Genomic DNA, 16,274 nt, shown 5'->3' on the forward strand with positions numbered 1-16,274 from the left:
TCTTTTCCCTTCTTCTTATTTAATTAAGATCTTCAACTTCAAAAGAAATATTTTTTTCAATTCAAGCTTTTCTTAAATCAACATCATCACCCATTAAAATTTTAAATTGTTCTTCAGCAATTTTGGCATCTTCAATTTGAACTTTAATTAATTTTCTTGTCTCAGGATTCATTGTTGTTTCTCATAATTGATCAGAGTTCATTTCTCCTAACCCTTTATAACGTTGAATATCATACTTACCTTTAACATTTTCTAAACCAATTTTTAAATCATTTTCAGTTCATAAATATTCATAACTATTATTAGCATAAGTAAGTTTAAACAATGGTGGTAAAGCCAAATAAAGCATTCCCGAAGTAATTAAATCGCGCATAAACCGATAAAAGAATGTTAATAATAAAAGTTGAATATGAGCACCATCACTATCAGCATCGGTCATAATAATAACTTTATGATAATTAACTTCATCTAAATCAAAGTCTTTTCCAACTCCAGCACCAACAGCAGCAATAATCATATTAATTTCATCATTATTAAATAAATAAGCAACATTAGTTTTTAATGCATTAATAACTTTTCCTTTTAATGACAAAATTGCTTGATTGGCACGATTTCGTGCTGTTTTAGCACTACCACCAGCAGAAGTGCCTTCAACCAAAAATAGTTCATTTGCTTCAGGATTATGTTTTTGTGGTGGAATTAATTTCGTAATTAAAAATCTTTGATTTTCTTTATCTTGCTTTGTTAATTTTTCTCGTGCTTTTCTTAAAGCATTTCTAATGTCTCGTGCTTTAATTGCCTTATTAATAATTTGTTGTGCAACTTCAGGTTGTTCGTGTAATCAAAATGATAGTCGCTCATTAACAATAGTTTCAACAGCAACTCTTGCTTCTGGTGTTCCTAATTTTGTTTTCGTTTGTCCTTCATATTGAATTAAACTTTCTGGAATTCGTAATGAAACAATCGCTACTAATCCTTCGCGTAAATCATTTCCTTCTAAATTTTTATCTTTAGCTTTTAAGATTTCTTTACTACGAGCATATTCATTAATTGCTTTTGTTAAACCACTTTTAAAACCAATTAAGTGACTACCACCATCAATTGTTTTAACATTATTAGCAAAACCAAGAATTGTGTCATTATTATCTTGACAATATTGCATAACAATATCAACTTCAATATTATTTTGTTTACCTTTTAAGGTTAAAATTGGTGAAATTTTGTTTTTATTAACATTTAAATATTCAATAAAAGAAGATAAACCATTATTATATTGAAATGTTGCTTCTTTCTTTGTTCTTTTATCAACTAATTTAATTGCTAAGTTATTAATTAAAAAAGCACTTTCTCTTAAGTGTTGCTCAAATAAATGATAATTTCAATCGCAACCTGAAAAGATTTTTTCAAAATCAGGTAAAAATTTAACGATTGTTCCGGTTTTATTAGTTTTACCAATTGTTTTTAACGATTTAGCAACACGACCACCATTAGTAAATTTAATTTCACTAATTTTTTTATCACGATAAATTGTTACATTTAAAGATTTACTTAATGCATTAACAACCGAAGCACCAACACCATGAAGTCCACCAGAACTCTTGTAACTATGATCATCAAATTTTCCACCAGCATGCAAGATTGTAAAAATTACTTCTGGTGTTGATTTCCCAGATTTATGTTTTCCTGTTGGAACTCCGCGACCATTATCTTCAACTGTCACTGAATGATCTTGATTAATTGTCACATTAATATTAGTGCAATAACCAGCAAGTGCTTCATCAATTGCGTTATCAACAATTTCTCACGCTAAATGGTGTAAACCATGAACATCAGTTGAACCAATATACATTGCTGGACGTTTTCTAACAGCATCTAAACCTTCCAAAATTTGAATTGATGATTCATTATAAATATTATTTTGTGGCATAGTATCCTTTCAATCTTTGCTTCAAAGTAAATTTTAATTCTTAATAATTTTATCATAAACTCTTAGTAAGAATTATTTCAAAGAATAATTAACTTAATTAAACTTATTTGCTATAATAAAAATAAGTAATAACTATTAATTAAAGAAAGGCAAAAGAAAAAATGAACTGAAAATTTTGAAAAAAATGAAAGAAAAATAAAGATGACAATTCTTCAAAAGACGAAAGTCAAGAAGAAAAAGAATCTGAAGAGCAAGAAGATATAGCAGATATAGAAGAAAATGAAGACGAAGAACAAGAAGACAATCAACAATAATAAAAAAGGAAATAAACAATGTACGCAGTAACATTAATTATCATTTTAATAATTGTTTTTGGATGAGCAATTGGCTTTACATGGGGTGGCGCGGTAATGTGTAAGAAAAATAATGCTGCCGGCATGATTTTATGTTTTCTTGGTACAGGATTACTTGGATTACTAATTGGTTGAGTTCTTTTAAGTAAAGCAAGAGAAGCTGAAAACGAAAAACAAACCCAAGCAGAACAAGCAGTCCGAAAAGCACAAGACATTAAAAGAGAAGAAGCAAATAAAGAAGATAAAGAAGTTATTAAAGATTTATTAAAACAAAATCAAGAACTATTAGAAGAATTAAAGAAAAAAGATAATAATACTATTAATGAATCATCTAATTCATTAATAGAAGATAGTAACGATGAAAATCAAGAAAATAGAAAAATAATATAAAATCAATTAAAATAAACTCGTGTTAAGATTTTCAACTAGCACGAGTTTTTTGAAAAATCAAGGAGGAACATTTTGTCATCAACAGAAATTGCTATTAAAGTACTCGGTTACTTAGCTAGTATTTGTATCCCATTAGCTTTTTTACCGCAAACTCTTAAAACTATTATTAAAAAAGAAACCAAAGGAATTTCAATTATTTCCTATAGTATTTTTTTACTAGGTTGTATTGGTTTTTTAATCTTTGGAATTTATGCTAAAGATATTCCAATCATTATTTGTGAAGCAATTACTGGATTTTTCACAATTATAATTTTAATCATCGCAACAATTAATATTATTAAGGCACGAAATAATCCACAAGAAGAACATAAAGAAGGAGAACAAAAATAATGCCTATCGCCATTCAAATAATTAATTACATTGGTGCATTTCTGATTTCAGTTGCCTTTTTACCACAAACATATAAACTAATAAAAACAAAAAATACCAAAGGTTTATCATGAATTTCTTATGTAATTTACCATCTTGGTTTAACTTTTTTCATTGTCTATGCTAGTTTTCAAGAAAACTGAGCTTTACTAGCAGCAAATGCTTTTGGTTGAATTGTTAATGCGATTTTATTAGGTTTAATTTTTTATAACATTTACAAAGTTAAAAAACTAAATAAAGCAAATAATAATGAAAATAATAATAATTAAATAAAATTTTAGCTAGTAATTTACTAGCTTTTACTTTGTTTTTTTTATTGTATTTTGTCTTAATATTTTAATTTGTTATAATCTAAACGAGAATAAAAAAGGAGAAAATAAATGCAACATATTAATATTTTGGGAACTTTCATTTTCATGATTATTGGTTATTTAATTGGATCATTTTCGCTTTCAATTATTGTTAGTAAAAAAAAGTTTAAAAGAGATGTACGAGAATATCACTCACATAATGCTGGAGCAACCAATTCAACAAGAGTTTTAGGTAAAAAATGAGGAATAATAATTTTATTTGCCGATGGATTTAAACCAATGATTGCTGTTTTAGTTGCTTGAGGATTAACATTCATTCACATTGCAAATGCTAAATGAACACATTTATTTAATGATGCTTTTGTTTATTATGCTGGATTTGGTTCAATCATTGGTCATTGTTGACCACTTTATTTTGGTTTTCGTGGTGGTAAAGGTGCTGCTTCATCATTAGGATTATTACTAATAATTAATCCAATTTATTTTGTTGTTGCTGTTGCTGCTTGATGAGCAATTCTTTATATTTGAAAAATGGTTTCATTATCATCAGTATTAATGGTCGGAATTGCCTTTGCGATTTCTTGAATTCCTCATATGCCAGTCAATGCTTATGTATGACCACATGATATACAATACAATATGATTAGTTGAATTATTTTGTTAACTTGAATTGTTGTTATCATGCGCCATTGATCTAATTTAATGCGAATTTTCAATAAAACTGAACGAAAAGTAACAATGTTTGATCGCAAAAATAAAAAAATTACAGAAGAAAAACAAAATAATAAAACAAAGTAATTTAAAAAAATATAAAAAAATCAATAACTCAGAATATTAATTCTGGGTTATTTTTTTGCAAATTTTTAAAATTAATATTGTAAAAAAATAAACTTTTCATATAATAACATATGTAATCAATTGGGTAAGAGGAGATTAATTTTTTCTAGTTGATCTTAATAAATATTTTTATTAAAAACTGGAGGAGATATGAAAAAGGTTTTAGTACTTTAGTAAGTTTTATTTTAGCTTTAACTTCTGCAACTGGATGACTTACACCGCTTCTTAAACTAATTTCTGGTCTTTTTGCTACCATAACAAGACAAATGATTAATGCCGATAATGGCAAGGAGTGAAATGACAATGACCTTGGTTTATTATTTGAAGAAAAATTTCCACTGAATAACATATAATCAAAACAATATTTAGGGAAAGTAGGTTTACAATGGGTTGATTTTCAATATGATTAGAAAGAACCATCGGATTAGTAATTGGCAAAAAAAATGCAATTACAAAAGGAGAAATTGAAACAACAAGAAAAAAGTTAGATGCTATTCATAAATTACGTAGTACAAAAACTGTAATTAAAAATAATTTTGATCTTAAACCAGCAATATTAAGATTATTATTTTTAGCTTATTGAATTGATGGCATTTTTTTGGTACTTAGTATTACCGCCAACATGTTTTATACTGGACTTTTTTTAGTTCTTGAAGCTTTTAAAATTAAAATATCTGGTGCTCCTGAAACTCCTATTAGAATTCCTTGAATTGGAATTTTAATTATTAATCTTTTAGTAATCTTATTTTTTATTCACTGAATCAGTGACTGTTATAAACTATCATTAAGAGACAAATATCGTAATAATTATTTAAAGTTATTATGATTAGATACAATTACTTTAAATTTTTTTAATATTATTGCTAGTTTAATTTTTTTAAAAAATAAAAAGCCTATAACAAATATAAATCCAAAGCAACAAGAAATTAAACATTCTAATTTAAATTTCAAAGCAATTAAAGATTTCTCTAAAATTGAATTATTGATTTTATTATTTAATTTAATATTAATAATATTAGCAATTCCAATTGGATATTTTGTCTCAGTTAATATTATTAAATGAATTTGTGCATGCATTATTGTTCTAACTTTTACTTTTTTGCAAATTTGATCATTATTAAAAATTACTGGAATAATAATTGTTCAAAAAATGCTTAAGAATTTATTAATTGATGATAATTATTATCTATTATTAACAATTATTCGTTTTTGAGGATTTATTTTAAATGATTATTATATGGCTGTTTTTTTTAATATCTTAAAACTTGATGAAAACTATCAAGAATTTATTATTCAACAATGATAAAATTGCTACAATTCTTAAAGATAATTTACAATACCATAATAATGGTTATATTAAAGATTTAGGCAACAATAATGCTAAACTATGGTAAAGGAGTAAAATGAAAGTGAACTTATTTTATTATTCCAAGAAAAATTTCCACTGAATAAAATATAATCAAAACAATATTTAGTGAAAGTAGGTTTATAATGGGTTGATTTTCAATATGATTAGCAAGAATCATCGGACTAACAATTGCTAAAAAAAATTCAATTACAACAATAGAAATTGAAACAACAAGAAAAAAAATAATTGCAACTCATAGATTATATAGTATTAAATCGTTAATTCAATCTAATCTTGATCTTAAACCGGCAATATTAAGATTATTTTTTTTAACCTATTGAATTGACGGTATTTTTTTGGCATTTAGTATTATAGCAAATATGTTTTATACTTGGCTTTTTTTAGTTCTTGAAGCTTTTAAAATTAAAATATCTGGTGCTCCTGAAACTCCTATTAGAATTCCTTGAATTGGAATTTTAATTATTAATCTTTTAGTAATCTTATTTTTTATTCGCTGAATTAGTGACTATTATAAACTATCATTACGAGACAAATATCGTAATAATTATTTAAAGTTATTATGATTAGATATTATCACTTTAAATCTTTTTAGCGTCATTGGAAGTTTAATCTTTTTAAAAAATAAAAAATCTATGATAAATGTAAATCTAAAGCAGCAAGAAATTAAACATTCTAATTTAAATTCTGAAACAATTAAAAATTTCTCCAAAATTAGTACTAAAATTGAATTATTGATTTTATTATTTAATTTAATATTAATAATATTAGCAATTCCAATTGGATATTTTGTCTCAGTTAATATTATTAAATGAATTTGTGCATCAATTATTTTTCTAACTTTTACTTTTTTGCAAGCTTGATCACTGCAAAAAATTACCGGGTTAATAATTGTTCGTAAAATGCTTAAGAATTTATTAATTGATGAAAATTATTATTTATTATTAATAATAATTCGCTTCCTAGGATTTAATTTTGGTGTTTCTTATATGACTGTTTTTATTAGCATTTTAAAACTTGATGAAAACTATCAAGAATTTATTATTCAACAATGATAAAAAATTTTATTAAAACAATGAGAAAAAAATAGCATTTTGTTATCTTAAAATTAATCTTTAATAATCCTAATATTTATTAAAATTAAAAAAATGAGTTCAATTAAATAATAATTGACTCATTATTAAGATTTATTTTTCTTCTTGTAATTTTGATTGTTGTTTTCGTTTTTCATTAATAGTTTTAAATCATTTTTTTCATTTTTCTCAGATAAAAGGTTTAAAAATAAAACGATCAAAATTTTGTGTTGCTAAAACTAAAATAATTGTTAAGAAATAACAAATTAAAATTGTTAAAATAGTACGACTATAATTATCCAAATTAGTATATGACATTAATGTTGATGCTCAGAGATAAATAAAACCTTGATGAAGAACATAAATTCATCAACTTAAATCTGATCACCAATTAATAAATTTATTATGAAATTTAAATCCTTTAAAAATTAAAAAATAAAATCATCCTGCTAAAGTTCATAAAGGATTTAAATATGTCCGAGCAGTTCCACCATCTTTCATTCATCATTCTCATGAAAAATTAATTAAATAAACAATAACTAATCCTAAAACTCCATATAACTGCATTTTGGAATTATATTCTCATCTTTTCTCTTGCTCAATTAAATGTCAATAACCACCTAAAACTGCAGGAAACATAACAATGCCAAATGTAGCTCAGTCAGTATAAGCTGAAAAATTATAATGAATAACCTTAATTAAAGCATGACCAAGAGTTGCGATAATAGTAATCATAAAGAAAAATCATAAAATTCATTTTAATAATTGCTTTCCGTTCTTATAATTTTTATCTAAAAAACTAGCAAAAAATGGAAAGATTAAATAAACAAAAATAATTGCTCAAAAATATCAAAAATTAGGTGAAATCAAATCAATAATAACATTAACAAAAAAATCATAAAAAAAATTTGCAACAGAATCATGGGCAATAAATGAAGCAGCAATTAAATAAATTAAAGAAATTAATATTCTTCAAATAACAATTTCTAAAGTTAAAAATAAAAATCTTTTAATTTTACTACCTTGATCATTTTTTAAAATCAAAAAATATCCGGTAATAAAAGCAAAACAAAAGATTGCTGGTCAACTAATAACTCTGCCAATTACAACAAACAAATTATCACTAGGTAAAAAATAAAAAATTTCATGAATAATAATAACAAAAAACATTGATAAAATTCTTAATAATTCAACACCACTTTCACGGGTCTTAATATTAAGATTATGTTTAATATTAAAAAAATCAACCATATATATCCTCTAATAATTTCTATGTTAATTCTAATAGATTCTATTTAATTAAAATAAAAAAGAGTTTTATCATTACTAGCAAAAATAAAATGATAAAAACTCTTTTTTCATAATTATTTTTTCTTTGTCATTCTTTGTTGTCGTTTCATTGCTTGCATTACTGATTTAATTTGCGCTTCACTTGGTTTACGACCCATTTGTGAATACATTGCACGAATCATATTTTCATTAATTGGTGGATTTTTTTCCAATTGTTTTTCAAAAATTCTTTTAGTAATTAAAAAACCAATTCCACCACCAATTAAAGCACCAACAATGCCAATTATTAATCCTGCTCATCACGGAATCATATTATTTTACCTCCTTATTTGTTAAATACTTGATAACTTTTTGATAAATTTTATTACTTGTAAAACCATATTTATCTAAAACTGCTGATATTTCACCTGACATACCAAATTGATTTATACCAATTACTAAACCAGCAAGTCCAACATATTTATATCATGAGTCATTAACACCCATTTCAATCGCCACCTTTTTAATTGTTATTGGCAAGATTTTATTTTTATATTCTTGTTCCTGTCGATCAAATAAATAAGTTGATGGCATCGAAACAACTCGAGCATTAATTTTATTTTTAACTAACATCTTTTGTACTTCAACAGCTAAATGAACTTCACTACCTGTAGCAATAAAAACTAAATCTAATGCTTTTGTTTTATCTTCATCACTAATAATATAAGCACCTTTGGCAACAGCATCAATATTACTATTAGTCATTTGTGGTAAATCTTGTCTTGTTAAAGCAATCGCACTAGGAAAAGTTTTTGCCATTAAAGCAACTTTATAAGCTCCAATTGTTTCTCTAACATCTGCTGGACGCATAACATTAAAATTAGGAATTGTTCTTAACATTAATAATTGTTCAACTGGTTGATGTGTTGGTCCATCTTCACCAACAGCAATTGAATCATGAGTAAAAATAAATAATGAAGGAATTTTCATTAATGCTGCTAATCTTAAAGCAGCTTTTTGATAATCACTAAATACTAAAAAAGTTGAACCAAAAGCAATTAAACCTTGATGTAAAGTTAAACCATTAACAATTGCAGACATCGCAAATTCTCGAACACCAAAATGAAGATGACGACCACGATAATTTTTACTATCATAATCTTGATCTGAAACCATTGCTTTTGTTGAACTAGATAAATCAGCACTACCACCAATTAATGTTGGATAATGTTGTGATAAAAGTTTTAAAATTTTTCCTGAAACAACTCTTGTTGCGACAGATTCATTATTAATGATACTTTGTCAGTCAATTTTATTAAATAAAAAGGGATTATTAAATAACTGTCCTTTGATAGCAAAACTAATTTCTTGATATAAATCAGAATAATTTTTTTGATAATCATTTAATAGTTTATTTCATTTTCGTTCTGCATCTTGACCTTGATTAATTTTTGCTTTTTGAAAATTATTGATTACTTCTTGGGGAACTGAAAATGTTTCTTTAGTATTTCATTGTAAATTTTTCTTTACTGTTGCAATATCATCCATTAATGGCGCACCATGAACTGCTGGAGTTCCTTGCTTTGTTGCCCCAAAACCAATTACTGTTTTAACTTCAATTAAAGTTGGTAATTCACTTGCTTTAGCACTTGCAATTGCTTTACTAATTGCTTGATAATCATTGCCCTCAGTAACTTTTAAATAATTTCAGTTTAAGGCTTTCATTCTTTTTTCAGTATTTTCAGAAATAACGGCATCAGTTGCTGAATCTAATTGCACATCATTTGAATCGTATAAAACAATTAACTTATGTAATTTAAAGTGACCTGCAAAACTTAAAGCTTCTTGAGTAATCCCTTCTTGTAAATCACCATCACCACATAAGACATAAGTATAATGATCAATTAATTTATGATTATCTTGATTATATTTTGCTGCTAAAAAACTTTCAGCAATCGCCATACCAACAGCTGTTGCTAAACCTTGACCTAAAGGTCCAGTTGCCATTTCAATTCCTAAATCTAAATCATATTCTGGATGACCTGGAGTTTTACTATCTAACTTACGAAAATTCTTTAAATCATCAATTTTATAATTATAACCAGCATGATATAGCATTGAATACAATAAAGCACTACCATGACCAGCAGATAAAATAAAACGATCACGATTAAATCAATAAGGATTCTTTGGATTAAATTTTAAATGATCTTTAAATAAAGCATACACCATTGGTGCCGCACCTAAAACAATTCCTGGATGACCACTTTTAGCATTATTAACTGCTTCAACTCCTAAAACTCGAATTGAATTAATTGTTAATTGATCAATATTATTTGGCATTTTTTACTTCCTCCAACTTTAACCATTTTCCCTTATAATCTTAATGATTTTTTTCAAAAAAATAAAGTTAATATCATTTATTTTTTATCATTCAAAATTTTTAATCCCAATACTTGTAATTGTTTAACATCAATCGCACTTGGACTATTAGTTAATAAATCAATACCACTACTATTTTTTGGAAAGGCAATCGTATCTCTAATTGAATTGTTCTTAGCTAAAATCATCAATAAACGATCAATACCAAAAGCAATCCCAGCATGAGGTGGCACCCCATAATCAAAAGCATCTAAAAAGAAACCAAATTGTTCTTTAACAATTTCTGGTTTTAATTGTAAAATTTCAAAAATCTTTGCTTGTAATTGCTTGTCAAAAATTCGCACACTGCCACCAGCAATTTCATTACCATTTAAAACTAAATCATAAGCTGATGCTTTAATTTTTAGTAATTGATCAAAATCTTTTTGTTTTAAATCTAAAACTTGTTCTGGTAATAAAGGACTAGTAAATGGATGATGACAAGCAGAAATTTTATTATCAATTTTTTCAAACATTGGTCAATCAACAATTCATAATAAACGATAAGTATTAATATTTGCTAAGAAATCTGGATGCTTTGCTTGTCGTTCTTGATCTAAACAATAAAAAGTTCTAATTGCACCTAAAACCATCGCACCAGTATTATCAGATTCATAAGTTAAATAACAAAGGTCTTTTTCTTTTTCAGCATTTGTTGTTCCTAAAGTTGTAAGTTGTGTTTCATTTAAAATAATTTTATTATTAGTACTAAAAATAATTCGACCTTTTGTTCTTGAGTATACTAAAAAGTTCTTACCTTGATGTTGTTCAACAATTCGTAAGATTGCTTTTTTTGTTGCATCAGTAAATTTATCATTAACTCAAAAACCTTTTAAAAATAAATCTTTCACTGTTGATGGTAAATTAACAATTTTACAAACACATCGTAAATCAGGTTTATCACTACCATATAAATCAATCGCCTCTTGATAACTTAATCAAGGTAAAGGAAAAACTAAATCTGGTAAATTTAATTGCTTTCATAAATTTGTCATTAATTTTTCAACTAACTCAATAACATCTGCTTGTTTAACAAAAGCCATTTCTAAATCTAATTGTTGAAATTCTGGTTGCCGATCAGCACGAAAATCTTCATCACGAAAACACTTAGCAATTTGATAATATTTATCAATGCCACTAATCATTAATAATTGTTTATATAACTGTGGTGATTGTGGTAAAGCATAAAAAGCATTTTTCTTAATCCGTGCCGGAACTAAAAAGTCTCTCGCTCCTTCCGGTGTTGATTTAGTCAAAACTGGTGTATCAACTTCTAAAAAACCTTCAGCAATTAAAAAATTACGAATAATATTAAGAAATTGATGTTTAAATTTTAATTGTTGTAACATTTCTTTTCGTCTTAAATCTAAATAACGATACTTTAAGCGTAAATCTTCTAAAGCAGTAAAATTATTGGAATCATTAATGACAAAAGGAAGTGCTTTAGCTTCACTTAAAATTTTAACTTTTTCAGCAACTACTTCAATTGCACCGGTTGTTAATTTAGGATTAGCAACTTGTCGAGCAACAACTTGACCGGTAACTTGAATTACTGATTCAACTTTCATTTTTTTTAAATTATCAAAATTAGGTTCATCACTTTTAATAACAATCTGTGTCAAACCATATCGATCTCGTAAGTCTAAAAAGATTGCATTTTTTTTAACTCTAATGGCATGAATTCAACCACTTAAAATAACATTTTGTTTCAAATCATTTTTTGTCAAACTGCCACAATTATTAGTACGATATCCAGTATTCATTATTTAACCTCACTTATTTTCAGTAAATCAATAATTTTTGTTAATAATTGTTCTTGATTTTCAAATTTAATTACTACTTTTGTTTTTTTTGTTAACTGATAACAAGTTGCTTGATTAACTTTTTCTAATACTAAAAGATTATTAGTTGTTTGAATACTTTTAATTAAATTACTTTTTTGTTTATCATTAAATAAACTAAAATTACCATCAACAAAATACCTTATTTTTCGTAAATCATTTAACAAAAGTAACGATAGACTTAATCCTGTTTGAAATTGACTAATAATAAATAAATCTAATTTTTTAGTTTCAGTGAACTTTGGTTTATTTGCTAATAATAACATTAATCTTTCAATTCCAAAAGCAAAACCAATTGCTGGATAAGGATAGGGTACTCCTAACTCTTGTGCCAAATTATCATATCTGCCACCACCAATTAAAGTATTTTGACTTTTACCCAAAGCATCACTATTACTAACAAATTCAAAAATAACACCATTATAATAATCTAAACCACGAACTAAAGTTTGATTAATATTAAAATTAATTTTTAAAATTGTTAACATCTTAGTAATCGTAGCAAAATATGCTTTTTCTTCTGGCGAATAAAATTGAGCAATTTCTGGTACCGCTAAATTTAAAGTTTGAAATTCTTGAGCATCTAAAATTCGTAACGGATTAGTTTTAATTTTTGTTTGTAATTCAAGTGGTAATTTTGATTTTACTTTCATTAAAGCTTTTGACAAAGCATGATTAAATTTAGTTTTTGTTGTTTCAGAACCAAAAAAATTAATTGCTAATTGATAATCATTAATATTTAATGCTTCTAACATTTTTGCTGCTAAAATAATTACTTCAACATCTAATAACGGATCTTTTGTTCCTAAAACTTCAACACCAAATTGGTGAAATTCACGGTTACGACCCTTTTGCGGATTTTCATAACGATACATATTACCATAATAAAAATATTTTAATGTTTGTTTTTGATTATTATAAAGTTTATTTTCAACAACAGCACGAATAACACCAGCTGTTCCTTCAGGTCTTAAAGCAAGATTTCTTTTGCCTTTATCTAAAAATTGATAAATTTCTTTTTCAACAATATTAGTTGTTGAACCAATTGAGCGTAAAAATAAATCTGCTGATTCAATTACCGGAGTAATAATTTCTTGATAATTAAAATTTTTAGCAACAGTTACTAACTTACTAATAATGTTACTAAAAATAATTACTTGTTGATTATATAAATCTTCTGTTCCCTTCGGACGCTGAAACTTCATTTTTTCACCTTAAATTTATATTGCTTAATTATATTTTACAAAGATTTTTAATAAAAGAGTTTGATATACTTAAAATTTTACAAAATTATTCTTGTTATATCAATAATATCAGGTACCTTCTTTAATGAAGAAGTAATTTGCTGTAACCGATCAATATCGGGGACTTTGATTGTTAATTTCAAAACTCCCTTATGATTAATTAATTGATTATTAGCATCAACATTTTGAATTGATACTTTCAAAAGATTTAATAAATTAATAATATCGGCTAATAATCCTGGTCGGTCCAAATAATAAATTTTAATCCCAGCATCATAAGTTCTCATAATTGTTGCTGGTAAATTTCAAACTGTTGGTAAAGTTCGTGCTTTTTTGTCACCTTTTGTTTCATTAATAATATTTGGACAATCGGGACGATGAACTTTAATTACTTGACCTTTACTAATATAACCAATAATCATTTCATTAGGAATTGGTAAACAACAACGAGCTAATTGCGTTTTAATTGTCGGTGCATTTTCAACAATTACATCATTAATCTTATTAGATTTACTTAAATTAACACTCTTTCTGGTTTTAAAATCTTTAAATTTTAATGAATCTTTAAATAAAACTTCTTTAACAGCATCTTCAATTGTATAAGTCCCATTAGCAATCGCTAAACAAAAATCATCATAAGTTGGATATTTTAAAAACTTTAAGCGTTTATAAATAACTGAGCTACTTGCAATTCTTCAGCGTAATTTATGATCTTGAAGATATTTATCAATTTGCTCTTTAACATTAACAATTCTTTTATCATTATCAGCCACCCCTTTAGTTTTTGTTTCAGGTTTTAAAGGAGTTGTTTGAATTAAATATTTTTTGATTTTATGACGAGCAAAATTTGTCTTGGCAATTGTTAACCAGTCATAATTTGGTTTTACTGTTTTTGAAGTTTTAATTTCAACAACATCACCAGTTTTTAAAACTGTATTTAAAGCAGAATAAACACCATTGATTCGAGCACCCATGGCAGTTTCACCAATTTCAGTATGAATTTTATAAGCAAAATCTAAAATTGTTGCCCCAAGTGGTAATGTTACAACTTTACCATTAGGTGTTAAAACATAAATTAATTCACTAAATAAATCTTGCTTAATCTCAGTTTCTAAATCGGCATTTGCTTCTTCACTTTTAACTGTATTTAAATCCAAAATTGTTTGAAAAATATTTAATTTTTCATCAATTTCTGCTTGTTTTTTCTTAGGACTTATTTCTTCACCATCTTTATAACGTCAATGAGCAGCAGCACCGACCATGGCATAATATTCCATTTCTTCAGTTCTAATTTGTAATTCATAAATTTCATTTTTATTAACAATTGAAGTATGTAATGATTGATACATATTATTTTTTGGTGTCGCAATATAATCTTTAAATTTACCTGGTAATGGTGTGAATTTTTGATGTAAATAACCAAGAATTGCATAACAATTATCAACGGAATTACTAATAATTCTAATTGCTAAAATATCATGAATTTGGTTAAAATCTTTAGCAAAATAATACATTTTTCGATAAATTGAAAATAGATTTTTACTTCGCCCATAAATATCAAACTTTAACTTTTCATGTTTAACTAAAGTTTTTCTAATTTCTTTAATTGTATTATCAACTAATTGTTTTCGATTTTCTTCATCTTTTTTAACTAGATTACTAATTTTTTGATATTCTTCTGGTAATAAAACGGCAAAAGAACGATCTTCTAACTCTGCTTGCAATTCTCGCATTCCTAAACGATGAGCAATTGAAGCATAAACTTCTAATGTTTCTTTAGCGACAACTTTTTGCTTTGTTAAATCTAAAAATTCAATTGTTCTAATATTATGTAAACGATCAGCCATCTTAATAATAATTACTCTAATATCATCAGCTAAACTTAAATATAATTTTCTTAAATAATCAGATTTAATTTCTGCTCGCTTTTCTTTAGCAAAATGACTAACTTTTGTTACTGCTGAAACTAATGCCGCAACTTCCTGACCAAATTCTGTTACTAAATCATCAACACTAGTTGGTGTATCTTCTAAAATATCATGCAAAAGACCTGCTTGAATTGTTGCAGGATCTAAGTGTCATAAAGTTAAAGTATATGCCGTTGATAAAACATGATATAAATAAGGATCACCATTTTTTCTTAATTGCCCTTGATGTTTCAACTCAGCATATTGATATGCTTTTTCAATTTGAACCAAAAGTTTTTCATTTTTAATATAGCTTTTTGCTTGCTTTAATACTTCATTAAAATCTTTACAAGTAATGTTATTCATATTTTTAAAACTCAATTAAACTATGAAAAGGAATCTTACCAAATTTTTGTTGATCTTCAAATTCTTTTAAAGTAATTAAAGTCGCAATTGCTGCAACTTGTGCTTGTGATAATTGTACTAATTCAATACAAGCATGAATTGTTCCTGAAGTTGCAATTAAATCATCAATAATTAAAACTCGATCATTTTTTGTTAAAGCATCTTGATGAATTTCTAACTTATCAGTTCCATATTCTAATTGATATTCAACATGATAAGTTTTAGCAGGTAACTTACCACTTTTTCTAATTGGAACAAATTTAACTTTCAAAGCAAGTGCTAAAGCACTACCAAAAATAAAGCCACGCGCTTCTGGAGCTGCAATCGCTGTTATTTGATCTTTTTTAACTAAATCAGCAAAAGTTTTAATAACAAACGAAAACGCTTCAGGATTAGCAAGCACAGGAGTAATATCTTTAAATTGAATTCCTGATTTTGGGAAATTAGGAACATTGCGAATCATTTTTTTTATTGTATCTAAATTCATTTTTTTTCCTTTAA

At 26.0% G+C, this 16,274-nt stretch carries 16 protein-coding genes; 8 read left to right on the forward strand and 8 right to left on the reverse strand.

What is annotated here, in order from left to right; all coding sequences use genetic code 4:
• Positions 1-19: 19 nt before the first annotated feature.
• Positions 20-1,927, reverse strand: coding sequence for a DNA gyrase/topoisomerase IV subunit B (locus tag LT335_RS04460; protein WP_249727925.1), 1,908 nt, complete (start codon positions 1,925-1,927; stop codon positions 20-22).
• Between the two features lie 161 nt (positions 1,928-2,088).
• On the opposite strand from LT335_RS04460, the gene LT335_RS00875 reads away from it, so the two are divergent.
• From LT335_RS00875 to LT335_RS00910, 8 genes are all read left to right on the forward strand, one after another.
• Positions 2,089-2,241 (forward strand): hypothetical protein, encoded by a 153-nt coding sequence (locus LT335_RS00875; protein ID WP_249727927.1) that lies wholly within the window; start codon positions 2,089-2,091, stop codon positions 2,239-2,241.
• A gap of 18 nt (positions 2,242-2,259) precedes the next feature.
• Positions 2,260-2,670, forward strand: a complete 411-nt coding sequence (locus tag LT335_RS00880; protein ID WP_249727928.1) for a hypothetical protein — start codon at positions 2,260-2,262, stop codon at positions 2,668-2,670.
• A 72-nt stretch (positions 2,671-2,742) separates the two neighbouring features.
• Entirely contained in the window at positions 2,743-3,060 is a 318-nt protein-coding gene (locus LT335_RS00885; protein WP_249727930.1) for an SWEET family sugar transporter, read from the forward strand.
• Positions 3,060-3,368, forward strand: a complete 309-nt coding sequence (locus LT335_RS00890) for an SWEET family sugar transporter (RefSeq protein ID WP_249727931.1) — start codon at positions 3,060-3,062, stop codon at positions 3,366-3,368. Before LT335_RS00885 ends, LT335_RS00890 begins: the two co-directional genes overlap by 1 nt.
• 111 nt (positions 3,369-3,479) lie before the next feature.
• A complete protein-coding gene (gene plsY, locus LT335_RS00895; RefSeq protein WP_249727933.1) occupies positions 3,480-4,208 on the forward strand; it encodes a glycerol-3-phosphate 1-O-acyltransferase PlsY in 729 nt (242 codons plus the stop codon).
• Between the two features lie 149 nt (positions 4,209-4,357).
• Positions 4,358-4,600: a hypothetical protein gene (locus LT335_RS00900; protein ID WP_249727935.1), complete on the forward strand. Its 243-nt coding sequence runs from the start codon at positions 4,358-4,360 to the stop codon at positions 4,598-4,600.
• Between the two features lie 32 nt (positions 4,601-4,632).
• Positions 4,633-5,553: a hypothetical protein gene (locus LT335_RS00905; protein ID WP_249727937.1), complete on the forward strand. Its 921-nt coding sequence runs from the start codon at positions 4,633-4,635 to the stop codon at positions 5,551-5,553.
• 185 nt (positions 5,554-5,738) lie between these two features.
• Positions 5,739-6,671, forward strand: coding sequence for a hypothetical protein (locus LT335_RS00910; RefSeq protein WP_249727939.1), 933 nt, complete (start codon positions 5,739-5,741; stop codon positions 6,669-6,671).
• Between the two features lie 129 nt (positions 6,672-6,800).
• Here LT335_RS00910 and LT335_RS00915 read toward each other — a convergent pair whose 3' ends face one another.
• The 7 genes from LT335_RS00915 to LT335_RS00945 form a co-directional block, all read right to left on the reverse strand.
• Positions 6,801-7,937, reverse strand: a complete 1,137-nt coding sequence (locus LT335_RS00915) for an acyltransferase family protein (RefSeq protein ID WP_249727940.1) — start codon at positions 7,935-7,937, stop codon at positions 6,801-6,803.
• Between the two features lie 113 nt (positions 7,938-8,050).
• Positions 8,051-8,287 (reverse strand): YneF family protein, encoded by a 237-nt coding sequence (locus LT335_RS00920; protein WP_249727942.1) that lies wholly within the window; start codon positions 8,285-8,287, stop codon positions 8,051-8,053.
• Position 8,288: 1 nt separating this feature from the next.
• Positions 8,289-10,298: a transketolase gene (tkt, locus tag LT335_RS00925; RefSeq protein WP_249727944.1), complete on the reverse strand. Its 2,010-nt coding sequence runs from the start codon at positions 10,296-10,298 to the stop codon at positions 8,289-8,291.
• A 77-nt stretch (positions 10,299-10,375) separates the two neighbouring features.
• Positions 10,376-12,139 (reverse strand): aspartate--tRNA ligase, encoded by a 1,764-nt coding sequence (aspS, locus tag LT335_RS00930; protein ID WP_249727946.1) that lies wholly within the window; start codon positions 12,137-12,139, stop codon positions 10,376-10,378.
• Positions 12,139-13,422: a histidine--tRNA ligase gene (gene hisS / locus LT335_RS00935; RefSeq protein ID WP_249727948.1), complete on the reverse strand. Its 1,284-nt coding sequence runs from the start codon at positions 13,420-13,422 to the stop codon at positions 12,139-12,141. The genes aspS and hisS overlap by 1 nt, the downstream gene beginning before the upstream one ends.
• 77 nt (positions 13,423-13,499) lie before the next feature.
• The gene (locus tag LT335_RS00940) at positions 13,500-15,734 is read right to left on the reverse strand and encodes a RelA/SpoT family protein (RefSeq protein ID WP_249727950.1); all 2,235 of its coding nucleotides are present in this window, start codon (positions 15,732-15,734) and stop codon (positions 13,500-13,502) included.
• 4 nt (positions 15,735-15,738) lie between these two features.
• Positions 15,739-16,260, reverse strand: coding sequence for an adenine phosphoribosyltransferase (locus LT335_RS00945; RefSeq protein ID WP_249727951.1), 522 nt, complete (start codon positions 16,258-16,260; stop codon positions 15,739-15,741).
• Positions 16,261-16,274: the final 14 nt, after the last annotated feature.

This window comes from Spiroplasma attinicola (genome assembly GCF_023509825.1).
In the GTDB taxonomy this organism is placed as follows: Bacteria; Bacillota_I; Bacilli_A; order Mycoplasmatales; family VBWQ01; genus Spiroplasma_D; species Spiroplasma_D attinicola.